Origin of the sequence: uncultured Nostoc sp. (assembly GCF_937863485.1) — a bacterium.
Lineage (GTDB): Bacteria > Cyanobacteriota > Cyanobacteriia > Cyanobacteriales > Nostocaceae > Nostoc.
The window spans coordinates 1-21,651 of record NZ_CALMFY010000023.1; the positions used below are offsets into that span (position 1 = coordinate 1).

Sequence of the window (21,651 nt, forward strand, 5' to 3'; positions counted from 1 at the left end):
CCCTTATAATGATTATTATTATAATTTAAATTGGGACTCTTGATTTTTGTTGAGTAATTTATTCCTTGGAAGTCCCTTAAACAATTTCGGCAAGATGCATACACCATTTTGGGTAACGGCAAGGATGCCCTATTTGACTTAATGGATACGGTGCTAAGAACACGTAGTGTAAAATCATTCGTGGAATTATCGTTGACTCTAGTGTTTCGACGAAATTGTCTAGTACCTATGAAGCACTGGAAGATAGCAAGCCACCGCGAAAAAAGTTGATGTGTCCTTACATTGAACAAATTCCGCACACAGAGCAAATTGTTTTAGCAGGACACCTTGCTGCAATTATCGGCATTTAGCAATATCTTCGTTAAAACTGTTGTCCCAAAGTTGTTTCACATCAACTTTTGTGGGAATTACACCCGCTTTAAAAAAGGTATCAGCAACCTTTTGCTGAGAAGCAATAGCTGCATCAGAAACAGGAAGTAATTCTTGACGACGCTGTTGTTGTCCTTGCTTGGCATCTTGATAAACGATGCCTTCATCAACATCAATGGTAGTTGCATAATTCTTCGACCATTGCTTGAGATTAGATTCCCGCCAAGTTTGAGATTTCTGCAAACGACAGAGAAAATCAGCGATCGCAACCTTCTTTTGGGGATCGGTGATCGCATTGGGTGAAGCAATAATTACGAAGTTACCACTCAAAATATCTTTTGCAGATTCCAGCACCCGCGCCCCTTCTTTTTTGGCTTGGGGGATGGAATAACCGTAGGTAGCCCAAGCATCAAGCTGTCCTTTACGAAAAGCCGAAAGCCCATCAGGTATTGATAAAGGAATTGCATTGATATCCTTCATCGTCAGCCCGACTTTTTCCAACATCTTAATCAGGAAGTAGTGGGCAGTTGTAGCTTTAACGTAACCCACTTTCTTACCTTTGAGGTCAGCGATCGTTTTGGCAGTCGAGTCCTTAGGTACGAGTACAACTTGACCAACCGTCGGCCCTTTGAGACTGGCAATAATTTTTACAGATGCTTTCGATTCAATCGCAAAAATCGGTGGAATTTCACTAGCTGATCCCAAGTCAATCGCACCAGCATTGATTGACTGTACCATCAAATTACCCCCAGTAAACTCAGTAAATTGAGTTTGATAAGGGAAATTATCTAGTCCAGCTAACTTTAAATTTAAGTCCCAGCCACCTTTAGATTTAGCAACATGCAATTGAGTTGTATCCGATACTGCGATTTGGGATGGACTATGATTAGCAGCGATCGTTGCCGGACTGGTAGACTTAACCTCTGAGCAAGCTGTTGTTGCTAGAGCTAACAAGCAACCCAGAGAGAAGAAAAAATTCTGCTGCAAATTGGTAGACACGTTATTTTTGGGTATATTTTTGTCATCTTTACTACCTAACAGCGGTAGTTTCTAACGGACACACTGCCGTTGTAATATCTACTCGTTGCGGAATAATTTTTTGTTCTAGTAACCAATCAGCTGTTTTCTGAAGCTTGGCGATATCTTCACCATTAGAAAATACGTAAGACTCTGGGCCTCGATTTTTAGTCACCTGCTTGGCTACTACATCAGAGACTTTTAGCTCTTTAACTAAAAAATCTGATGCAGCATTAGTATGTTGATTTAACCATTCACCATCCTCACTCAAAGCAGTGAGAGCAGCTTTCACGGCTATAGGATTTTCTTTAGCTGCATCACTACGAACAACCATAATGCCGTAGGTAGGAGCAGGGTGTGTGGTGGTGATTCTCCGGGCGTTATGCTCTAATTCCGCAATGGAAATATAAGGTTCCCAAACCGCCCACGCATCAACAGAACCTTGATATAGAGCAGGTGCAGCGTCATTCGGTGATAAATAAACTCGCTGGACTTTTTCTTTAGGAATATTTTCTTTTTCCAAAACTTTTAATAACAGATACTCGCCTGCACCACCTTGATTAACAGCAACTTTTTTACCTACTAAATCAGCCGATTTACGAATGGGAGAATCACCACGAACTAAGATGGCATTACCCAAAGAATCTGGACTAGGACGCTGTACAGAACCAATACAAAGAGGTTGTCCAGCAGCAATTCCAGAGATGGAAGGAATATCACCACAGCCGCCAATATCCGCTCGATTACCATTGAGAGAACTTAAAAGTGTAGCGCAACGGTCAAATGGCCCACTCCATTCAACTTTAATATTTTGCGTTACTAACTGACGCTCTAGCTCACCCCGTTGACGTGCAATGGGAATAATCCCACCTTTTTGGTAGCCCAAGCGAATCACATTGTTTTTCTCTGTAGTTTTAGTAGTGAGAGTTTTTGAAGAGGAATCTGAGTTAGCTGTGGCTTTGATAGCTGTTTGTTGACTGCAACTAGAAGCTATCAAACCAAGAAAAGATGTTGCGATCGCAAAGATTATACTGACAGAACATTTTTGTTTATACTGAAAGCGGTGTTCTTTTAAATAATTCACCACAATTGACTCCTTGATATCAATTTTTAGGAGTTTAAGCAGCCATATCTATAATGATAAAGAGCATAATACACTAAATTGATTGACTTACCGTAGTATTGAGAGATAAGATACCACCTTTTGATGGGCTGTTCAAATCTAATCAATATTTCTTTACCTTTGACTATGAGAATTTAGTCTAGGTATTTCTAGGTGAACCTACACCCAAGTAGTGAGAAAATAAACTGTAAAAAAACCATAGACACAAATATTAAAAAATCTTCGATTTGAGCGACACTCTCTAAAAAACTGGTATAATCCTTCCTTTGTATTCTTTGTTGATAAAATCCTTGACATTTGGATGGACGAGTAATTTGTTTAACTTTTGAATCTTTGGTTCGTTTTCTCGACCTTGTAATGTAACTAATGCCAGAGCGTATTTCTTGTCCTTAGCTGTTTCTTTACCCATAGAATTAGGTTCTATCCCCGCAAGCGCAACAGTTTGAGCAGAAGATACAATGAAGTCTACATCATTAATAGCTCGAACAACTTGTACACCTTCTACTTCTTTGATTTGCAAATTTTTCGGGTTAGCAGCAATATCTCTTTGGTTCACAAATTGTTTAGAATTTCCTTTTAATTTAATTAAACCGTTAGTTGCCAATAACCGTAATCCTCGGTCGTTATTGATGACATCATTAGCAATTGTCACAGTTGCATTTTGGGGAATTTCACTTACTGATTTTAACTTATTAGAAAAAAGACCAAGTGTGTTTAAATAAACTGTATTCAATGCTACTAAATTTAGATTTAATTCTTTACTAGCATTATTCATGAAAGGTCTGTGCTGAAAGAAATTAGCATCAATAACCTTATCTCTCAAAGCTGTATTGGGTTGTATCCAGTCATTAAAGGTAACAACTTGAATCTCCAAGCCTTCTTTTGCTGCTATATCGTTATTCACAAATTTCAAAATATCCTGCGAGAGTATACCAGTCACCCCAACTTTAATTACTTCTTTTTGCTCTTTTTGGCTAATTGTTTGCGTATTATTAGTAGAGTTTTGAGTAGATTGTTGGCTACAACTAGCAAAAATTGAAGAGACAGTCAAGGAGCCTAAAGCTGTTAAGAAAAATCTGCGTCTATTCATAATATTTGTAACTAGTGTAAATTGTAAATGATGAATGCTGAGACGCGATTAATCGCGTCTGTACAAGAGTTAAAAGTCAGGAGTTATGTTTGTATCTCTGCTCCTTTGTCTCTTTACCTTCGTTCACCGTTTTCTCATCCGCTGTGCAATTAAATCACCTATAAATTGAATAATTTGTACTAGTGCAATCAAAACCACAATGGTAGAAAACATAACCCCGACATCGAAGCGTTGGTAACCGTATTGAATTGCCAAGTTACCTAATCCACCTCCACCCACAGCCCCAGCCATCGCGGAAGAGTTAAGCAAACTCACAATTAGAATCGTCATACCTAATATCAGTGAAGGCAAAGCTTCGGGAATCAATACTTTGAGAACGATTTGCCAATAATTGCATCCCATTGCTTGGGCAGCCTCTATTAGTCCCTTATCAACTTCTAAAATGCTAGTTTCAGCGATACGACCAAAAAATGGGATGGCGGCAAGAGTCAGGGGAACTAAAGCGGCTGTGCTACCGATGGAAGTGCCAACAATTAGGCGTGTTAGTGGTGTTAAAACGACAAGCAGAATAATAAAAGGAAATGAGCGTCCAGTATTGACGATCGCACCCAGCACTTTATGCACTTGGGGAAAATCTAGCAAGTTTCCGGGGCCTGTCATCACTAGTAACAAGCCCAAAGGTAAGCCTAACACTATTGCAACCAGGGTAGATATACCCACCATATAAAAAGTTTCATTAGTGGCTTGCAATAAGCTTTGTAGTAATTCTTGTCCTTGCATTATTGATCCACCTCCAAAAGTAATTTTTAATACTCAATAGGTACTATGTTGAAGAAATCAGAGTCCTTTTAAAACCTCTATCAACTGACTCATCTGCTTGATTATATATTTGGGCTGCACATGTGATATTGGCTTGTGTGCTGGCACTTGATAATAGCAAAAGTCAATGGTCATATTAACTGCTCCATAGTAATTATGAGTAGATTGAGTCACCCACAAATAGGGTATCTTTTGAGTCCACTTGCAAATTTGTAAGTGCAATATCAAAAATTTGTCGTGCGGGCTTTGCATAGCCAATTTTTTCAGAGATAACCTTGTCTTAATCAAAGCTTAGTTACTAGCCAATCTTCTTTTCAATGCTTCTGATGGGAATGCTTTTAGGTCATGACTCATCAGACTCAAGCCGCTTGCCTAAGCTGATAACATCGTCAACAACATATCCTAACTGCTGATAAAACTTAATAACTTTGCTATTTGTAGTCCGCACTAGCAAATTAATTTTCGGGCAACCTGCTTTTATAAGGAGTTGTTCGGCTTCTAGCATCATCAACCTTCCAATTCCTTGACGCTGATATTGTAGGGCAACTGCAAGGTAATTTATCCAACCTCGATGCCCCTCATATCCTGCCATAACTGTTGCTACAAGCTCCTGCCCAATTATACCCACAAGAAAAAGATGAGGTTGTACACAAAGCTTTCGATCAATGTCTTTTTTGGGATCATTCCAGGGTCGAGTTAAACCACACCGCATCCATAGGGCGATGACAGCAGACTCATCAGTAAGTTCAAAAGCTCGGATCTCCATGTGCGCCATAATAATATTTTATCAAAGTTAAATAGGATAGGTTTATACATTTTTTCTAATTTCCTAGCTTGTACCTAATTATTAAAACTCACCTCTAAGTCCAGCCTGTTTCAATAGTGGTAGAACGCGCTTACCAAAAAAATCGAGATCCGGCTCAAAATCATAGAAGGCAAGCTGGAAACCATCAACACCAGCTTTATTGAGTTGCAGAAGTTGCTCGGTGATTTGTTCGGGTGAACCAATTAGCTGTACATTACCGCCGATCGCACTACCAACGCCATGACGCAGATTTCCCTTTTGATGCCCCCTCCAGGCGTGTGCATCACTGCTAACGCCAGAACGTCCAGCAATTGACTGATAATCGGCATGGTCGATTATCGCCTGAGCGTATTCTTCCGCCTCTTTTTCAGTTTCACGCACGACAATAAGCCGATTTAGGAGAGTGCGGACTTGCCTACCATTAGCGATCGCTGATTGTTTGACACGGGCTGTATGGGCGGGTAACGACGACAAGGCGCTTTCTATGTCACCGCCACCCGGACTGGTGATAAATACGATATCAGAATGGCGACCCGCAAACTCGATGCCAGCATCCGAGCCAGTGGCGTTAACTAGGATGGGACGACCATAAAGCGGTCGGGGGCTGATGTAAGCATCCTTAAACTGCCGAGAACTTTGACTTTTGTAAGAAAAATTCTCTGTTTCCGACCAGAGTCGTTTGAGGACGGTGACAAATTCATCAGCAAGTTCATAGCGGCGATCGTGTTCGATTTGGCTCCAGCCGAACAGTTCATGCTCATAAGCCCTGTGTCCGGTGACAACGTTAATTCCCCAGCGACCTTTAGAAATGTGGTCAAGTGTGGCACCAAATTTAGCCAGATGGATGGGATGCCAAGGCCCGTAGAGGACGTGAATTGTTGAGATTAATAAAATGCGTGAGGTAATGGCAGCAAGGGAGACAGTGGCAATGAAGGCATCTAAGCCTGCTTCTGTGCGAGTTGGCCCTTGTCCGCCCTTCGGCTGCCATGTAGAATAGCCAAAAACCAGATCAAAACTTAGCTCCTCAGCCTTTTGGGTAAGTTTGGCATTGTAATCAAATGACCAGTCTGTAGTACGTGGGAGGTTAGAAGAACTCCAACCACCATGATGAATCGGTAAGAACAGCCCTAATAGTACTAGCTGCTGGAGAGCTTGGGATAATGGGCTTTGAGGATAGTCTGTTGGAGAAGCGATCGCCTCTTTACTTGCTCTCAAAAAAGTAGTGTCAATTGTACTCATAGTTCTTCTCAACGGTTCCGGTTGGCTGCAAGATCCCCGGCTTCTAATAAGTACTCATAAAGTGGTTTCCCGCATGTTAGAAGTCAGGGATCTGAACAAAATTAGAAAAATCCCCGTTGCGGCAATGGTATACCGTTGATCTCGTAGTCGCCGATCGCACGAGCCTTAAAGTGATTTGGGTTGTGTGAGGATAAGGTACGGGCGTTGCGCCAATGACGATCAAAGTTGGAGCTTTTTTTAGTTGTAGAAGCCCCACCCACTTCAAACAATAAGGTAGCTGAACGTAGAGCCAAATCATCAACAATCAATTTGGCTTTGGATGCACTCAAAGAAGTTGCTAGTGCCGTAGCCGTCTCTGCCTCTTCACCCTGAGCTTGGGCAGCAGGAAGGCGATCAAGACCATCAGCTGCTGCTAAAACAATCGCTTCGGCCGCAAAGGCATTGGCGGCAATCTGCCCGACAGTCTGTTGCAAGATTGGGTCTTCTGAGGCTTGCTCGGATACAGCATGGTAGAAAGTCCGGGGTCTGTTACGGATGAGGGCTGTAGCATCACGCAGAACGCTGCGAATAATACCGGCGTTGATGGCAGTCAAAAATAATTGCGGGACGATGTTGTAGGGCAGGTCGTCTTTGTCTGTGTCTGTCTCCAAAATTACTTCTTCAGCCTCTACACGGACATTGGTGAAGGTGGTCGTTCCCGTACCTGTGAGTCTTTGTCCGAAGCCGTCCCAGTCGTCCACCAGTTCAAGACCCTCGCGGTTAGTAGGAATTAGTATATACGCTGTAGAGCCATCTGGTGTTAACACACGCACAAAAATCCAGTCTGCGTAAAGGCTGCCAGTGCTGTAATATTTCCTTCCATTTAGACGATAACCGTCGCCATCGGGTGTTAATTTTGTATTCACGACTTGGCGACCACCCGATCGCTTGGCTTCTAGTTCGGTCGAAGCGAGTCCAATAATCGCGCCATCAACAACGGCTTTGAGCCAGCGACGATTCCTTTGGGTGCGCTCAGAACGCAAAATTCGCTCTGTTACAGAGAAATGATTCCGTACAATGTGAGCGACGTTTGGATCGGCATCCCCCAGTCTAATCACTACCTCGAATAGTTCACGTGCGGTGCTACCACCACCACCTTCGGCAACGGGGATTCTCAATGCACCCAACTTGGAACGCCGGATCAATTCAACCACATTATAAGGAAGGATGCGATCGCGATCGCGCTCACTTGCCCCCAGAGCAATAAAATCAAAAAGCTGCTGGAGTTCCGGCGAGTTTGCTCTCACAGGAGCCGAAAACTGAATTGTCGTATCTGTAAGCTTCTCTGGACTCTTAATCATTAGTTTTTATCTCCGAATATATTATGGAAAATCTATGTTGGTGAGTGGTGAGGCAATTGCTAGTTCTGGGTGAGGTGATAGCACTACAAAGTTGAAGAATGTTTCCAGCTTTGAGGCGATTACATCTGGTAACATATTCAAGCCATCGACTGCACTCAACAAAAACCATTCCTCTGTAAGGGTTTTAGATGTATTTAAGTTTTGCAAAATACTAAAAGCCTACCGAATTACCGTAGTTTGATACTCCCAAATTTTCCCCAAGTTGTCAATCTGTTTTAACGTCTTTTTGCGGGAAAAACTCAAAGTTGAAAGCAAAAAAGCGTCTACAGAGTAAGCTCAGGGATAACGCCAGCCCCTTGCCTAATTTGTGAACTTCTTCAAAGACAATCTTTATCCTACTTAAAGGAGTTTAAAAGCCCATACACAACCAATACGGTTCGGATAAGGTTTTTTGATGACACGCCCTAGATCGCAAAGACGCGATAAATCGCCGTCTTTACAATAATCAGTCCTTTGTAGAGACGGCGATTTATCGCGTCTCTTGCCTTAACCAAACCGTATTGCATACACAACGGGTTGTTTGTGTTGGGGTAACAGTTTCCCTTACAAAACGTAATTGTTTAATCATAATCTGCAAAATGTTTAGATAAGATTACAATAGGTGGGCTATGTATAAAGTGGTTAAGTAACCTTTAGTAATTTGACCATTGAATTCAGTATTAATTAATTCAGCGATCGCATGGAAAAAACGTGTCCTTGTAATGCGATCTAAATTTAGATGACCGGAGTAAGTATTTAAGAGGTTGAGATAACTTGCACTGTTGTATGTTGCATCCCATCGATAAGAGCGATAGACTACTTCACCAAACAAACCTGTTTGCTGAATCTCGTCCGTTTTACCAGGGACTTCATGCTCACGAGGAAGAGGCTTGTCATCCTTAACTAACTCAGGAGCTAAACGGCGATATAGCTCCTGTACCTCCTCAAAGAAGCCATTACTAGCATCAGTATGTACATGTTCATTCCAAAATAGCGCGATCGCTCCTTCAGATGTGAGGGCTTGAGCAGTTTTTTTGTAAGCAATACTTGGGTCAAGCCAATGGAAAGCAGTCGCCGAAATCACTAAATCAAAAGCATTTTCTTCCGTCACCCAATCCTCAAAAGCGATGTTACGCACTTCTACTTGCGGATAAGCAGCCAGATTTTTTTGGGCAACCGTAGCAAGATTGTTACCCAACTCAATGCAGAGTATACAATAACCCCGGTGGGCAAAGGGCACAGTTGCCTGACCAGTACCACAACCTATCTCTAATATCCTTCCGTCTGGAGTGATTTCTGAGAGAGACACCACATCGTCAAAAAGCGCTTCTGGATATCCTGGTCGAACTTGGTCATATAACAGTGCTACTTGATTAAAAGTGGTTCTTAACTGACTTATCTCATCTGTCATATGTTTGTGGTCATACCATAATTTGACAAATGCTCAAGGCTTGACATCTATTGGAGTAAAAGCAGCATACTGTTCAGGAGAGAGAGTTGCGTCCCTAACGTTGATTTTCTTTGTGATGAATTTTTGTTCATAAAACAAGTCCGCAATTTTCTGCTGTCCTGATAAAACTTCTTCACTCAGGGGTCTTAAAGTGTACAGCCGCCGCTTTGAAACTAATTCCAATGTGGGAACATCAATTTTTGCTTCGGGTGAAATTAGTTCGGCAACCTTTCGTGGGTTGCTTTCGGCCCATTTACCGATGTTATTAATCTCTTCCAAAATGGCTTTGACTAGCTCAGGGTTTTCTTTAACAAAGTTACGCGAACCTAACCAGTAGCCTCCTTGAGTAGTAATATTTTTACCATCGCGGAGAACACGAACTATACCAGTTTTTTGAAATAAAGCCAAATGGGGATCGCCAATCACTGCCGCTTCAACACTCTTACGCTCAAATGCTGCACGAGTTTCTAATGGTGTAAGGTTGATGTGTTTAATATCACTAAGTTTTAGTCCGGCTTCTTCTAAAACCTTGACAACGAAGTACTGCTGTGCTGTGGCTCTTTGAAAAGCTAGTCCCTTACCTTTTAAATCAGCTACAGTCTTGATTGGAGAGTCTTTATCTACTACAACAGCAGTCGCTTCACCAGTACCAGGTTTAGTACTAGCAACATAGACGAAAGGAACACCAGAGGCTTGAGCAAAGATAGGTGGAGTTTCACCAACAGAACCAAAATCTACACTTCCTACATTCATCGCTTCTAAAAGTTGCGGCCCGGCGGCAAATTTCGACCACTCTACAGAAATACCAAGTGGAGTTAAACGCTTCTCTAGAACTCCTTTAACCTTGACTATATCTCCGGCTGACTGATAGCCCATTCGTAATACTTTGGTCTTGATATTATTAGAGGCAACAGCGCTTTTGTCTGTAGTTTGTGAGCTACAACCAACTAAGCTTGTAGACAGGGTAAATACTCCAGCTACTAAAAACCTTAGAAAGTTGCGTTTTTTAAATATTGCTACCATGATGTATTGCCAATTTTCTGGGGTGTAAACATACACGCTTTAATTACTACTAATTTTGAGGTGTAATAGTGGCGATCGCTGCTTACACTAAACTGGTCTCAAAGAAGCGATTAGCAGGACGCGCCAATCCGAGATTTTCGCGCAGGGTTTTACCCTCATACTCTTTACGGAAAATCCCACGCTGTTGGAGTTCTGGCACAACTTTATCGACAAAATCATTCAATCCTTCAGGAAGAAAAGAGAACATGATGTTGAAACCGTCAGAACCTTCCTCAGTCAGCCATTGCTCCATTTCATCGGCGATGCTTCGGGGTGTGCCGACGAAGGCCAGCCCGCCGTAACTGCCAATGCGTTGCGCCAGTTGTCGAATAGTCAAGTTCTCACGTTGCGCTAAGGCTATTACTGTTTCTCGTGAAGAGTGACCAGCGTTATTCGGTGGGATTTCTGGCAAGGGGCCATCTGGATCAAAGCCGGAAACGTCGTAGCCAAGTGCGCCATTTAAAGTGGCGATCCCACTGTCATAATGTACTAAGCTGTCCAAATGAAGACGCTTGGCATGTGCCTCGGCGACGGTTTCCCCTACGATGACTAAAGCACCTGGAAGAATTTTTATGCTGTCTGGGTCACGTCCGATCGCTTGCGCCCGTCCCTTAATGTCTGCAAATAAAGCTTTGCCAGCTTCCAGATTACCAGCAGGTGCAAACACAGCCTCGGCGGTTTCGGCGGCTAATTGCCGTCCGGCTTCGGATGCGCCTGCCTGAACGATTACCGGCCAGCCTTGGACAGGTCTAGCGATGTTCAATGGCCCTCGCACCGAGAGATATTTTCCCTTATGATTCAAAACGTGAAGCTTTGCAGGGTCAAAATAAATCCCTGCTTCCACGTCCCGAATAAACGCATCGTCAGCAAAGGAATCCCAAAGACCCGTGACAACATCATAAAATTCTCTAGCCCGCCGGTAGCGTTCATCATGCTCTACCTCCTCTTCTAAGCCGAAGTTGAGCGCTGCGTCTGGATTGGCTGTGGTGACGATGTTCCAGCCAGCGCGACCGCCACTAATATGGTCGAGAGAGGCGAAGCGGCGAGCAATGTGGTAAGGCTGGTCATAGGTCGTGGAAGCGGTGGCTACCAGCCCGATGTGTTCGGTGACGCTGGCGAGGGCAGAGAGCAGGGTGAAAGGCTCGAAAGAGGTGACAGTATGGCTGCGCTTCAGTGCGTTGATTGGCATATTCAGCACAGCTAAGTGGTCAGCCATGAAGAATGCGTCAAACTTGCCTTGCTCTAATTTCTGGATAAATCGTTTCAGTGCTGGGAAGTTGAAATTAGCGTCAGGCAAAGCGCCAGGATAGCGCCAAGCGCCTGTATGTATGCTCACCGGGCGCATAAAAGCACCTAGTTTTAATTGCTTCAATCTGCTCATCAGTCCTCCGTATTAAGTCTAAAATACAGGTGTGATCGTCCCCTTGAAGTAGTTATTGATATAGTCCTTCAATTTGGGATCGACAACCAATTGATTTAGTTTTTGGATGTTGGAATCATTTACTTTTGATTGTACAGTCGCTAAACCCACCGCATAATTTTTGTTAGCCATGCCAATCTCATCTAACACAATAGGATTTAGAGATATTTTTGCTTGCACAAGGAAGGATGCAGATGTCACAGCTAAATCTAGATCGTCCAACGCTCTAACAATAGCGTAATTGTCTAATTCCTTAATTTGGAGATTTTTGGGATGCTTAATCACATCTTTGACACTGTAATACTCCGCTGACTTGTCTTTTAAACTGATTAAGTCGATGTGTTTCAGGAATTTCAAGGCGCGGTCTTGATTGCTGTCATCATTAGAAATAGCAATTGTCGCCCCTATAGGAATTTCATTGAGTGATTTTATCTTTAGTCGTTTTGAATAGAGTCCGGTTATGGTAGTATAACTGCGATTTAACATAACAAAATCCGCGTTGAGTCTTTTGGCAGCTTGTTTCATGAATGGTTCATGCTGAAAAAAGTTAGCATCAATTTCTCCACTTTTAAGGGCATCGTTAATTTTCACTGAATCAGCGATAGTCACAATTTGAAAATCTAAGCCTTGCCTGGAGGCTATTTCTTTTTGAATGAACTTCAAAACATCTTCAGTCGTGGTATTTCGAGATCCAACTTTTAGTAGTGCTGTTTTAGTTGATTGGCTAACTAATTGACCCGGAGATAAATTTTGTTTTGGTGTACAACTGGCAAAAATAATAGATGCGATCGCTAATCCTATTGTTAGTATAAAATAGCGGCGATAAAACTTTGGATAAAACATAATAATTCGTAATTCGTAATTTTTAATACAGGTTAAAAAGGAAGTTTTGTATTTGATTTTCCTCCCAATCCCCAATTCAATGCACCTGTACTTCAAATTCTGCTTCGTGTAAATATTTTAAAGCTTGAGTTACCTTTTGACCTTGTAATTCAACCTGAAACTGACCAACTCGGCGATCGCCTACTGTTTCCACACTCCCACTGAGGATATTGACATCCACATCAAAATTACGGGCTAGGGTGGCGAAAATCGGTTGACTTGCTTGTTCTCCCGCAAAGGCGATCGTAGCGATAACTGCACCAGGCTTTGGTTTATAACCATTGCGATGGGGAAAAAATTCCTGGGCAAGAAATGATTCTGGCTTGGTGATTAAATCGCTAACATATCCCTTTTCCACAATCTTGCCAGCATTGAGTATAGCGACACTATCGCAGATTTGCTTGACTACAGCCATTTCATGGGTAATTAGTAAGATTGTTAAACCCATACGCTTGTTCAAGTCGCGCAATAAATCTAAAATTGACCTTGTAGTTTGCGGATCAAGTGCTGATGTCGCTTCATCGGAAAGTAAAACTTTTGGTTCTCCAGCCAAAGCCCTAGCAATACCTACCCGTTGCTTTTGACCGCCAGAAAGTTGTGCCGGATAAGCATCTGCCTTGCCTTTCAACCCCACAAGTGAAATCAATTCTTCCACTTTCGCCCGACGTTTCAATCTGCTGTAACCCATTACTTCCAAAGGAAAAGCAATATTTTCGGCGACAGTTCGGCAACTAAGTAAATTGAAGTGTTGAAAAATCATGCCAATGTGTTGACGGGCGCGGCGTAACTTATCTCCAGAAAGTTTTGTCATCTCTTGACCATCAACTACAACTGAACCAAATGTGGGTTTTTCTAATTGATTCACACAGCGAATTAAAGTACTTTTACCTGCACCACTTTCACCTAAAACACCAAAAATTTCTCCTGGTTTGACCTGAACACTTACACCATCTAAAGCTACAACTTTTTGTATTCCTTGGTTATAAACTTTGTGGACATCAGTAAATGTGATCATCTTAGAATTGCCCCATAATAAATCACTACTACTTTCTAAAGAATAGGAATCACTGCACCTTGATATTTATCTTTAATAAATTGCTTCACTTTATCGTCCCGCAATAACTTATATAGTTTCTGAATTTTGGGGTCGGTTTCTTTGCCTTTTAATGTAGTGAGAGTAACAGCATAAATCGGATCGTTTGCTGACTCTAATGCCAAAGCGTCTTTATCAGTTTTCAATCCAGCTTGCACAATCCAATTACCTGTAACTCCTGCTAAATCAACATCAGGGAGACTAGGAATTGCTTGCGCTCCTGGTATCTCTTTGATTTGCAAGTTTTTAGGATTTGCAATAATATCTTTAGGACTTGCAGGCTGGACATTCGGTTTGAGTTTGATTAACCCTGATTCCTCCAACACTTTTAAGGCGCGATGAGCATTACTAACATCATCAGGAATAGTGACAAGGGCTTTATTAGGCACATCCTTGAGAGACTTATATTTTTTAGAAAAAATTCCTACTGGATTTAAATGAATTTGTGGGGTAAAAGCATACATCTCGAAATTATGTTTCTTGCCATAGTCCTCCATAAAAGGAATATGTTGAAAATAATTGGCATCAATTACTCTATCTTTCAAGGCAGTGTTATTCTGCACAAAGTCATTAAAAGTAACTATTTCGATATCTACCCCAGCTTCCGGTGCTAAATTTTTTTTGACAAACTCTAAAATCTCTCCGGCTGGAACTGGTGTAACACCAACTTTGATTTTTTCTTTGGCTGCAATTGTGGTTGTGTTAGCAGCTGGAGCAGCTAATGGATTTGCCGCAGAATTATTTTGAGGTGAACTACAGCTAGAAAATACTGTAGAAGCGGCAAATGATGTAAAGGTTATTAAAAAGAACCGACGGTTAATGTTGATAGGTAATTTCATTTGTTTTAATTACGAATTATCTCGCTTTACCATTTTTGAGCAGTAGTCCAGTTATAGTTTTTATCTTTGACATCTATTTTTTTAGGAATAATTTTGAGTTCATAGAAGGTATCTGCCATGCGTTGCAACCCACTCAGAACCTCATCTGTTACAGGTAATACCTGACGTTGACCACCACGTTCTTCTACAATTTCCATTGTTTTAAAATCAATTTTGTATAGCTTAGAAAGGAGTTTGGCTGAATCCTGATAGTTTTCTCTAGACCAATTACCAGCCTTTTCTAGCTCTTGTAAAATTGTCTTGAGAATGTCTGGATAATCGCGCACAAAATCTGGAGCAGCATAATAAAAGCTTGGGCTTTCTAGTGGGGCTTTATCTCCAAATACAGTGCTATTATCTGCCAATAAACGAGTGCGAAGTTTACGTTCAGCTTCAGCAGTATAAGGGTCCCAAATTAACCATGCATCAATATCGCCCCGCTCAAACGCTGGTAAAGCTTCGGCTGGTGTCAGGTAAAGAGGTTTAATATCACTGTATTTCAAACCTACTTTCTCTAAAGCACGCACAATAATGTAGTGCTGACCAGAACCTTTTGCAAAAGCAACTTTCTTATCTTTTAAATCAGAAAGAGTCTTAATCGGTGAGTTTTCTTGGACTAAAATAGCTGAACCTCTAGTGCTACCTGTACCGGCTGCAACTCTGACAAATGGTTTATCTCCTGCTTGAGCAAAGACGCTTCCTGTACCGCCACCGCCACCAAAAACGATCGCACCTACACCCATCCCATCCAATAGAGGTGCTGTGGAGGAAAATTCATTCCAGGTAACAGAAATACCCAAGGGTTGTAAGCGCTTTTCTAAACTTCCTTGCGCTTTCACAATATTTAGCAGTGCCATTCCTTTTTGATGTCCCATTTTCAGCACTGTTAACTTAGGTGCTTGGAGTTGTTGTGCAGGTGCATTAGCTGAATTACTAGGAGTACAAGAAGCGATCGCTAAAGTTGAACCTATACCAATAACAAAGAAGAGAAAAAAAGTTTTAATATTGTGATATTTAAATAAACTTCTTTTCTTGATAGCATCTAAAAACTGATTTATCAATCGAGTGAACATATTTTTCCTTTGCTTTTTAGCATTTTTGTCCAAATTTAAAATCGAGGTTATATCTAAAAAAAAAGTTATAGTTCAAATTAAATATCGAACTTATTTACAAAAATAGGAGTTATACACAGAGAAAAGAAAATCGAACTACAGAGGAATAAGAGTTTGAGAGGTATTTGGCGTAAGTCTTGAAAACTTGGTTTTATTACATAAAATATGATAGAACTTAAATTTTAAAACTGTAGTGTTCTTGGCGACTAAATTAAAAACTTTTCTAGATAATCAAAAAATAATTAATATAATAGCTAGTTAGTCTAAATGAGATATTAATAAATTAGTCCGACAAGCGTAAATATTACTAGTTTATTCTAAACTAGTAATATTTAAAATTATATAAAATCTAGATTTTGTAAGTAATGGAGCTACAAAATGTAGAATTCAAAATCAGATATTAAAGAGTTTCTATCTTCTGTCTGCTTCAATATCAATCATTCACACTCACAAGTTGGGGTAGTCTAGATATAGGGATATCCAAGAAGTAAGAAAGAATTTCTCGCCGCCAAGCATCATAAAGTACTGGCAAATCATCAATTTCAATACCAATAGCTTTTTGACTCAACTGCCAATGATCCCGAAGGTAAGGATTGCGTCGGCGTTGACCTTCTTCATCTGCTTCTATGACTTGTGCGATTAAATCCTCTTTCTCTGCGGGTGAAGCTTGATCATATTTACGTTGCCACCAATCCACAACTCCCAGGCGGTGAACTGCTTCATCTGGCAGGATTCTTTCTGCCGCAAACTTGGCTGAGTCTGGGTCGTTGATTTTGCTGGTACGGCTATTGATGAATAATAAAGCCACAATATGAAGTTCGTAATGTAACTCAAATGCTAAAAAGCCTTGCCAATTACGAATAGGTAAATCACCCATATAATCCCAATGCTTTTGCACCTGCTTTTGAATATCCTCAATTGGGTCATGTCCCAATATAGCCTGCGCTCTTAAACGAGTATTTTGAGCGTGTGCGCCATCATCACCTATTTGTCTACTTAAAAATAGCTGTAATTCTGGGTTAGCAAAGGAGTCAATTATCTTAGCGCAGACTTGCACAATAAACAAGTCATGGGCTGCACCAGCCATACGGAAGCGGTAGAAATTCTCTCTTTCCTCATCAGTTTCCGGTGATCTAGGTTCTAGCGATCGCTTCTTCGGAATGTGAGGAGCGTATTTATCAAGTAGTTTGTCAAAAATTTCCAGTTCTAAATCAGTAGTCCAAGCTGGACGAGTAAGTATTGCTGTCATAAAGTTTCCTTTGGGTAATGGAGAACAATTTAATCCAAAATCGTTCGACTGAGCGACTTGCCTTGAGTGTCTCTTGCGCGTCTCGTAAAGAAGCCGAAAGGAGCCGAAGTCCAAAATCTAAAATTCTTAGCCTCTAGCCCCTATTTTAAAGTTAGTGTAGGCGCAGCCCGTCGCAGACATCGCTTCACTATCTACCGTTAACGCTTGTACTCTTGTTATAATTTCCGCCGCAAAACGCTCCATTTCTGGGGCAAAAGGCTGGAATTGCAGCATGAAAGTACCAATTACTACTTTAGTAAATTCAGCAATCCGATGGGCTACAGTTTCATAGCTACCAACCAATCCTGCTGCTGTACCCCCATTGCTCGCCACACTAGGGCACTTAGCCATGTTTTTGAATATAACTACTTCAGAATCTACTCCTTTGAGTAATTCTGAGCGATCATCTTGTGCTAGTACCATTGCTCTAAGGTTTTGATATTCCGCTTCCGCCTCTTTGTCTGTCGGTCGAGCAATAACAAAAGCTGACATGCCGAAGCGCAGAGGTTGAGAGCGAAATTTAGTTCTTTTAGCAAACTGAGCAATGGTTTCACGGATGACTTCAATCGGACGACCATTGAAGAAAAATGTATGTGCTTCTTTTGCGGCTAATTCTTGGGCTGGTTGTGACTCTCCTCCTACATATACACGCGGAGGGAGCAACGCGATTTTGTGAGGTGCTGCAACCTGGGACGTATATAGCTTGTTTCGGGATGCGATCGCAACTAAAAAACCAAGTTTTGTTGAGAATATAGAGGTATAATTGAGAACTAAACCCCGATCTCACTTTTTCGCGTTGCTCCCCACGCGGATGTGCTTTGGCTATGGGTGAGGGATTGAGCTTCAAATCATTGATCTGAAAATATTCACCGTAGAAATTGACTTTTTCTCCACTCCACAAAGTTTTTACGACCCTTATCCATTTATCCGAATAGCGATAACGTTCATCGTGAGAAAGGAAGTTTATTCCTGGTTTTTCCATTTCTGGCTTAAACCAGGCACTTACTAAGTTAATCGTAAAACGTCCACCACTGATTGCATCAATACTTAATGCCATCTTTGCTAAGACGGCGGGATGAAAAAGCAATGGCTTCACAGCTGCAATAATCTTGATAGAGTTTGTTGTTTCGGAAAGAGCCGCTGCTGCTGTCCAAGTTTCTAGGTGGTCGAGTTCTTGGTTCCTGGGATTGATGATATGTTGCGCGATTAAAGTTGTGGTAAATCCGCGCCTTTGGGCCAATTGGATTAGATTCTTGGCTCGTGAGTAACTAGCATCACGAGGTTCAAGAGGATGGTTCATCACACCGCAGTTGCCGTAAACGGGAATCCAAATCCCATAGCGTGGTTCAGACATAGTTTTCTAGAACCGAATGGCACTAAAATTTTCTTTTTGCACCTAAATAATACTGTAAATCGATAGATTTATAGTAGTATATTATGAGATTTGCATAGGTGAAGATAAAAAACAAAATATATCTCCCCGCTCCCTATTTACATTTGGAGGTAAGAATGTCAAAACCACGGTACGGTATTTGGGCACCTGTCAGAGGTAATTTTGACCCTCTCAATATGCCAGATGAACCGATTGATGCTAGTCTAATTATGAACGCACGCGATCGCTAGTATTAGAAGCAAAACGCTTAGGATATGCCACAACCTTAGTCGCACACCACCTTGCCAATCCTCGTAGTCTAGATTTAGAACAGTTGGAAACTTGGACGGCTTGTGCCGCATTGGCTGAAGCTAGGGAAAGTATAGAAATTATTGCCGCGATTAAACCTTTATTATTTCATCCAGCCGTTATAGCCAAGATGGCCCTGTGAATTGATGCTATCAGTGGTGGACGTTTTGCCATAAACATATAAGTTAAGTGTTGCTAAAGGAGTTGACTCAGATGTCATGTTCCAACTCTTCACCAAAAATTCTGCTGTTAGCGGCAATGGTGGCACAGCCGCAGGATTGGTTGGCAGCTATGATACAGTTGCAACTCGCGTTGCAGCTTTCGTTGACGCAGGTATCGACACTTTTATGCTGCAATTTAATCCCTTTGTCCGGGAGATGACACGTTTTGCCCAGGAAGTTATGCTTCGCGTGCAACACTTGCAAAAAGTTGCTTAGTTGTTGACCGAATACGCCCTTCCAACGGTTGGTAATTTGTGATGAGCGATGCCTAGTTGGGCTACACCGAAAGCAGATCATACAAATCTATGTGTAAGCCAGTATTTGGTTCAATAATAAGAAAATCAGCCATAAATGGTAGTCGATGCCCTGGAGGAAGCATCACCTGCTGGGGAGAAACAATTTCACCAAAATAATGTTTGAGAACATTTTCAAATAGCCCCTCACTTGCCCCAATTGGTGTATACTACCTGTTCAGAAAGAAAAACTAAAGGGGTAAACTGTTTTTTTCTTTAACGGGACTACTTAAACAAAATTTAAGAGTAAAAAAGAGTACAATGCTGAATTAGCATAGCTTTCACGTTGAAAAAGCTCCTAAAAAGCCAAAGAAGAAATTAGAATTTAGTCTTTTTTTGTGGTTGGGATGAGATTTATGGCAAAGCTTGTGCCAGAACAAAATCCTGTAGAAGATATCTGGTTGCAAGCAAAAAGATTGATTCAATAATTTTACTTTTTATGTCATTCTTTCTCTGTTCTTAAGGGTTTATTTGAATTGGCAATTGATTGTCAAATTTTTGACTTTCCTAAGCTTGATAAATATAATGTTTTCTCACGAATGACTTAGGATTACTATAGTATTAGCATCTCTGAGAATCTTATAGACTGAAAGTCATTCATAGCAGTACTTTCAGCTAACTTGCCCCTGGTGACAGTTTCGCTATATTTACGCCAAATTACACCGATCTCGGCTCAATATCACTTACGAGTGTTATTGAAAAATTGGTAGTTAAGATGCTATGGGGGAAGGCTTTCAGCCTTTACTTACAATTTTCCCGTTTTGGCACGGTGATGCCCTTATTCCTAATAACCATAATAGTTTTCATTATAGGCATACTTTTTCGGATCTTGCATTTGCGGCTTATCTATGTGAATATTCTATTAGCAAAATACGGTAAGCTGCTCTATTCATCGTAGTATTGATATTGCTCGTAGTTTAATGTACGTATGTTCAGTAAGTATTTACCAAATCGACTGATGAAGATTGTCAGCAGCTTTCTTCAAAATTATGAAATATCCAGAATTGGCATATTTGCCTTATTCTTTACCTGTGGGTTAAGTTTGACTCTTGTGATATCTGCGTGTTCTGCCAACAATACAGGTAATTCTTCTGTAGCAACACAGACAGCAAATCAAGGTGTGGTAGTTCGTATCGGCTATCAAAAAGCGGCGACTATCCTCAGTGCTCTCAAAAACCAAGGCAATTTAGCGCAAACTTTAAAGACTGCTGGTGCTTCGGTGACATGGGCAGAATTTCCCGCGGGCCCACCCATGCTAGAAGCAATGAACGCAGGTAGTATTGACTTTGGCTATACAGGTGAATCACCACCAATATTTGCCCAAGCCGGAGGTACTCTCTTGCTTTATGTTGCTTATGATCCTTGGGGTCCCAAAGCCGAAGCAATTATTGTACCGAAAGATTCAACAATTAAAACGGTTGCTAACCTTAAAGGGAAAAGAGTAGCCTTTGCTAAAGGCTCGAACGCTAACTATCTTGTTGTCAAAGCTGTAGAAGCTGCCGGATTAAACTATGGTGACATTCAACCAGCACATCTAACACCAGCAGATGCCCGTGCAGCATTTACTGGTGGTAACGTTGATGCTTGGGCAATTTGGGACCCTTACCTAGCAGCAGTTGAACACGACATAAAGGTTAGGACATTAACCGATGCGACAAATTTAGCACCGAATCGGGGTTATTATCTTGCGCGTCAAGAGTTTGTTAATTCTCATCCAGATTTGTTGAAAACCCTATTAGATGAAGTCAGCAAAGTAGATAAATGGGCAACAAATAATCCAGAAGAAGTTGCCAAGTTTTTAGAACCAGAGTTAGGTATTCCCGCAGCAGCATTAGAAAATGCCGAAAAACGACGAAAGTATGGCATTTTACCGCTAACATATGAGGTAATTACTCAGCAACAAAAAATTGCCGATACTTTTTACAAAATCAAGCTAGTTCCCAAGCAAATCCAAGTCAAAGATATTGTTTGGAACGGTAATAAATCTTAGAAGTTACTTCCTACTCGCAAAAGCTTATGGACATCAACACCCAACAAATAAAAACGGATGTACTTGTCATTGGTGGCGGTACAGCCGGGACAATGGCTGGAATTAAAGCCAAACAAGCGAATCCCGATGCAGAGGTGCTGATCTTAGAAAAGGCTAACATCCGACGGAGTGGTGCGATCGCAATGGGTATGGATGGCGTGAATACCGCAGTTATTCCCGGTCATTCCACACCAGAACAATACGTGCGCGAAATCACCCTAGCTAACGATGGCATTGTCAACCAAAAAGCCGTATATCAAACAGGCAAATTAGGTTATGAAGTTATCCAAGAATTAGAAAGTTGGGGTGTGAAATTTCAAAAAGATGCCCAAGGCAACTATGACTTAAAACAAGTGCATCGTGTAGGTAAATATGTCTTACCCATGCCAGAAGGAAAGGGA

General features: G+C 41.4%; 22 protein-coding genes and 4 pseudogenes. 6 read left to right on the forward strand and 20 right to left on the reverse strand.

All coding sequences use genetic code 11. From position 1 onward, the window contains the following. Positions 1–215 precede the first annotated feature (215 nt). Positions 216–350 carry a hypothetical protein gene (locus tag Q0541_RS03270; protein ID WP_298905388.1) on the forward strand — a complete coding sequence of 45 codons (135 nt, stop codon included), beginning with the start codon at positions 216–218 and terminating at the stop codon, positions 348–350. On the opposite strand, the gene Q0541_RS03275 is transcribed toward Q0541_RS03270, so the two are convergent. The 19 genes from Q0541_RS03275 to Q0541_RS03360 all read right to left on the reverse strand — a co-directional run bounded on the left by Q0541_RS03275 (position 337) and on the right by Q0541_RS03360 (position 18,380). Next, positions 337–1,368, reverse strand: coding sequence for an ABC transporter substrate-binding protein (locus Q0541_RS03275; protein ID WP_298905390.1), 1,032 nt, complete (start codon positions 1,366–1,368; stop codon positions 337–339). The genes Q0541_RS03270 and Q0541_RS03275 overlap by 14 nt on opposite strands. 31 nt (positions 1,369–1,399) lie before the next feature. Continuing rightward, entirely contained in the window at positions 1,400–2,473 is a 1,074-nt protein-coding gene (locus tag Q0541_RS03280; RefSeq protein WP_298905392.1) for an aliphatic sulfonate ABC transporter substrate-binding protein, read from the reverse strand. 277 nt (positions 2,474–2,750) lie between these two features. Next, positions 2,751–3,599, reverse strand: coding sequence for a MetQ/NlpA family ABC transporter substrate-binding protein (locus Q0541_RS03285; RefSeq protein ID WP_298905394.1), 849 nt, complete (start codon positions 3,597–3,599; stop codon positions 2,751–2,753). Between the two features lie 123 nt (positions 3,600–3,722). Beyond that, a complete protein-coding gene (locus Q0541_RS03290; RefSeq protein ID WP_298905396.1) occupies positions 3,723–4,379 on the reverse strand; it encodes a methionine ABC transporter permease in 657 nt (218 codons plus the stop codon). A gap of 193 nt (positions 4,380–4,572) precedes the next feature. After that, the gene (locus Q0541_RS34285; RefSeq protein ID WP_366941802.1) at positions 4,573–4,689 is read right to left on the reverse strand and encodes an HAD hydrolase-like protein; all 117 of its coding nucleotides are present in this window, start codon (positions 4,687–4,689) and stop codon (positions 4,573–4,575) included. A gap of 72 nt (positions 4,690–4,761) precedes the next feature. Continuing rightward, entirely contained in the window at positions 4,762–5,193 is a 432-nt protein-coding gene (locus tag Q0541_RS03295) for a GNAT family acetyltransferase (protein ID WP_298905398.1), read from the reverse strand. 72 nt (positions 5,194–5,265) lie between these two features. Beyond that, the gene (locus Q0541_RS03300; protein WP_298905400.1) at positions 5,266–6,462 is read right to left on the reverse strand and encodes an LLM class flavin-dependent oxidoreductase; all 1,197 of its coding nucleotides are present in this window, start codon (positions 6,460–6,462) and stop codon (positions 5,266–5,268) included. 101 nt (positions 6,463–6,563) lie between these two features. Then, positions 6,564–7,802: an acyl-CoA dehydrogenase family protein gene (locus Q0541_RS03305; RefSeq protein ID WP_298905402.1), complete on the reverse strand. Its 1,239-nt coding sequence runs from the start codon at positions 7,800–7,802 to the stop codon at positions 6,564–6,566. A gap of 21 nt (positions 7,803–7,823) precedes the next feature. Further along, a complete protein-coding gene (locus Q0541_RS03310; RefSeq protein WP_298905404.1) occupies positions 7,824–8,009 on the reverse strand; it encodes a hypothetical protein in 186 nt (61 codons plus the stop codon). Positions 8,010–8,454: 445 nt separating this feature from the next. Next, a complete protein-coding gene (locus tag Q0541_RS03315; protein ID WP_298905406.1) occupies positions 8,455–9,252 on the reverse strand; it encodes a class I SAM-dependent methyltransferase in 798 nt (265 codons plus the stop codon). 33 nt (positions 9,253–9,285) lie between these two features. Then, complete coding sequence (locus tag Q0541_RS03320) at positions 9,286–10,314, reverse strand: aliphatic sulfonate ABC transporter substrate-binding protein (protein WP_298905408.1); 1,029 nt, start codon at positions 10,312–10,314, stop codon at positions 9,286–9,288. An 82-nt stretch (positions 10,315–10,396) separates the two neighbouring features. Further along, a complete protein-coding gene (locus Q0541_RS03325; protein ID WP_298905410.1) occupies positions 10,397–11,734 on the reverse strand; it encodes an LLM class flavin-dependent oxidoreductase in 1,338 nt (445 codons plus the stop codon). An 18-nt stretch (positions 11,735–11,752) separates the two neighbouring features. Then, positions 11,753–12,616 carry a MetQ/NlpA family ABC transporter substrate-binding protein gene (locus Q0541_RS03330; RefSeq protein WP_298905411.1) on the reverse strand — a complete coding sequence of 288 codons (864 nt, stop codon included), beginning with the start codon at positions 12,614–12,616 and terminating at the stop codon, positions 11,753–11,755. A 76-nt stretch (positions 12,617–12,692) separates the two neighbouring features. Beyond that, a complete protein-coding gene (locus Q0541_RS03335; RefSeq protein WP_298905413.1) occupies positions 12,693–13,670 on the reverse strand; it encodes an ATP-binding cassette domain-containing protein in 978 nt (325 codons plus the stop codon). 35 nt (positions 13,671–13,705) lie between these two features. Then, the gene (locus Q0541_RS03340; protein ID WP_298905415.1) at positions 13,706–14,587 is read right to left on the reverse strand and encodes a MetQ/NlpA family ABC transporter substrate-binding protein; all 882 of its coding nucleotides are present in this window, start codon (positions 14,585–14,587) and stop codon (positions 13,706–13,708) included. A gap of 26 nt (positions 14,588–14,613) precedes the next feature. After that, positions 14,614–15,699: an aliphatic sulfonate ABC transporter substrate-binding protein gene (locus Q0541_RS03345; RefSeq protein WP_298905416.1), complete on the reverse strand. Its 1,086-nt coding sequence runs from the start codon at positions 15,697–15,699 to the stop codon at positions 14,614–14,616. Positions 15,700–16,171: 472 nt separating this feature from the next. Beyond that, positions 16,172–16,987, reverse strand: a complete 816-nt coding sequence (locus Q0541_RS03350; protein ID WP_298905418.1) for a hypothetical protein — start codon at positions 16,985–16,987, stop codon at positions 16,172–16,174. A 126-nt stretch (positions 16,988–17,113) separates the two neighbouring features. Continuing rightward, complete coding sequence (locus Q0541_RS03355) at positions 17,114–17,689, reverse strand: LLM class flavin-dependent oxidoreductase (protein WP_298905419.1); 576 nt, start codon at positions 17,687–17,689, stop codon at positions 17,114–17,116. Beyond that, positions 17,589–18,380: an LLM class flavin-dependent oxidoreductase gene (locus Q0541_RS03360; RefSeq protein ID WP_298905421.1), complete on the reverse strand. Its 792-nt coding sequence runs from the start codon at positions 18,378–18,380 to the stop codon at positions 17,589–17,591. Before Q0541_RS03360 ends, Q0541_RS03355 begins: the two co-directional genes overlap by 101 nt. 307 nt (positions 18,381–18,687) lie before the next feature. On the opposite strand from Q0541_RS03360, the pseudogene Q0541_RS03365 reads away from it, so the two are divergent. Both Q0541_RS03365 and Q0541_RS03370 read left to right on the forward strand, forming a co-directional pair. Further along, positions 18,688–18,849, forward strand: a pseudogene (locus tag Q0541_RS03365) (alkanesulfonate monooxygenase); the annotation flags it as partial. 76 nt (positions 18,850–18,925) lie between these two features. After that, positions 18,926–19,144, forward strand: a complete 219-nt coding sequence (locus Q0541_RS03370) for a hypothetical protein (protein WP_298905423.1) — start codon at positions 18,926–18,928, stop codon at positions 19,142–19,144. Positions 19,145–19,226: 82 nt separating this feature from the next. On the opposite strand, the pseudogene Q0541_RS03375 reads toward Q0541_RS03370, so the two are convergent. After that, a pseudogene (locus tag Q0541_RS03375) lies at positions 19,227–19,434 on the reverse strand (hypothetical protein); the annotation flags it as partial. Between the two features lie 158 nt (positions 19,435–19,592). Here Q0541_RS03375 and Q0541_RS03380 point away from each other — a divergent pair. From Q0541_RS03380 to Q0541_RS03390, 3 genes and pseudogenes are all read left to right on the forward strand, one after another. Further along, positions 19,593–19,769, forward strand: a pseudogene (locus Q0541_RS03380) (IS630 family transposase); the annotation flags it as partial. Positions 19,770–20,149: 380 nt separating this feature from the next. Further along, entirely contained in the window at positions 20,150–21,211 is a 1,062-nt protein-coding gene (locus tag Q0541_RS03385; protein ID WP_298905425.1) for a sulfonate ABC transporter substrate-binding protein, read from the forward strand. Positions 21,212–21,237: 26 nt separating this feature from the next. Continuing rightward, positions 21,238–21,648, forward strand: a pseudogene (locus tag Q0541_RS03390) (FAD-binding protein); the annotation flags it as partial. Between the last annotated feature and the right edge of the window lie 3 nt (positions 21,649–21,651).

Excerpts from the sequence above, each read along its gene's own strand:
- Q0541_RS03315 (WP_298905406.1), bottom strand. The coding sequence starts at position 9,252 with ATGACAGATGAGATAAGTCAGTTAAGAACCACTTTTAATCAAGTAGCA.
- Q0541_RS03385 (WP_298905425.1), top strand. The coding sequence starts at position 20,150 with ATGTTCAGTAAGTATTTACCAAATCGACTGATGAAGATTGTCAGCAGC.
- Q0541_RS03295 (WP_298905398.1), bottom strand. The coding sequence starts at position 5,193 with ATGGCGCACATGGAGATCCGAGCTTTTGAACTTACTGATGAGTCTGCT.
- Q0541_RS03285 (WP_298905394.1), bottom strand. The coding sequence starts at position 3,599 with ATGAATAGACGCAGATTTTTCTTAACAGCTTTAGGCTCCTTGACTGTC.
- Q0541_RS03340 (WP_298905415.1), bottom strand. The coding sequence starts at position 14,587 with ATGAAATTACCTATCAACATTAACCGTCGGTTCTTTTTAATAACCTTT.
- Q0541_RS03305 (WP_298905402.1), bottom strand. The coding sequence starts at position 7,802 with ATGATTAAGAGTCCAGAGAAGCTTACAGATACGACAATTCAGTTTTCG.
- Q0541_RS03350 (WP_298905418.1), bottom strand. The coding sequence starts at position 16,987 with ATGACAGCAATACTTACTCGTCCAGCTTGGACTACTGATTTAGAACTG.
- Q0541_RS03330 (WP_298905411.1), bottom strand. The coding sequence starts at position 12,616 with ATGTTTTATCCAAAGTTTTATCGCCGCTATTTTATACTAACAATAGGA.
- Q0541_RS03370 (WP_298905423.1), top strand. The coding sequence starts at position 18,926 with ATGTTCCAACTCTTCACCAAAAATTCTGCTGTTAGCGGCAATGGTGGC.
- Q0541_RS03290 (WP_298905396.1), bottom strand. The coding sequence starts at position 4,379 with ATGCAAGGACAAGAATTACTACAAAGCTTATTGCAAGCCACTAATGAA.
- Q0541_RS03345 (WP_298905416.1), bottom strand. The coding sequence starts at position 15,699 with ATGTTCACTCGATTGATAAATCAGTTTTTAGATGCTATCAAGAAAAGA.
- Q0541_RS03320 (WP_298905408.1), bottom strand. The coding sequence starts at position 10,314 with ATGGTAGCAATATTTAAAAAACGCAACTTTCTAAGGTTTTTAGTAGCT.
- Q0541_RS03300 (WP_298905400.1), bottom strand. The coding sequence starts at position 6,462 with ATGAGTACAATTGACACTACTTTTTTGAGAGCAAGTAAAGAGGCGATC.
- Q0541_RS03335 (WP_298905413.1), bottom strand. The coding sequence starts at position 13,670 with ATGATCACATTTACTGATGTCCACAAAGTTTATAACCAAGGAATACAA.
- Q0541_RS03360 (WP_298905421.1), bottom strand. The coding sequence starts at position 18,380 with ATGTCTGAACCACGCTATGGGATTTGGATTCCCGTTTACGGCAACTGC.
- Q0541_RS03325 (WP_298905410.1), bottom strand. The coding sequence starts at position 11,734 with ATGAGCAGATTGAAGCAATTAAAACTAGGTGCTTTTATGCGCCCGGTG.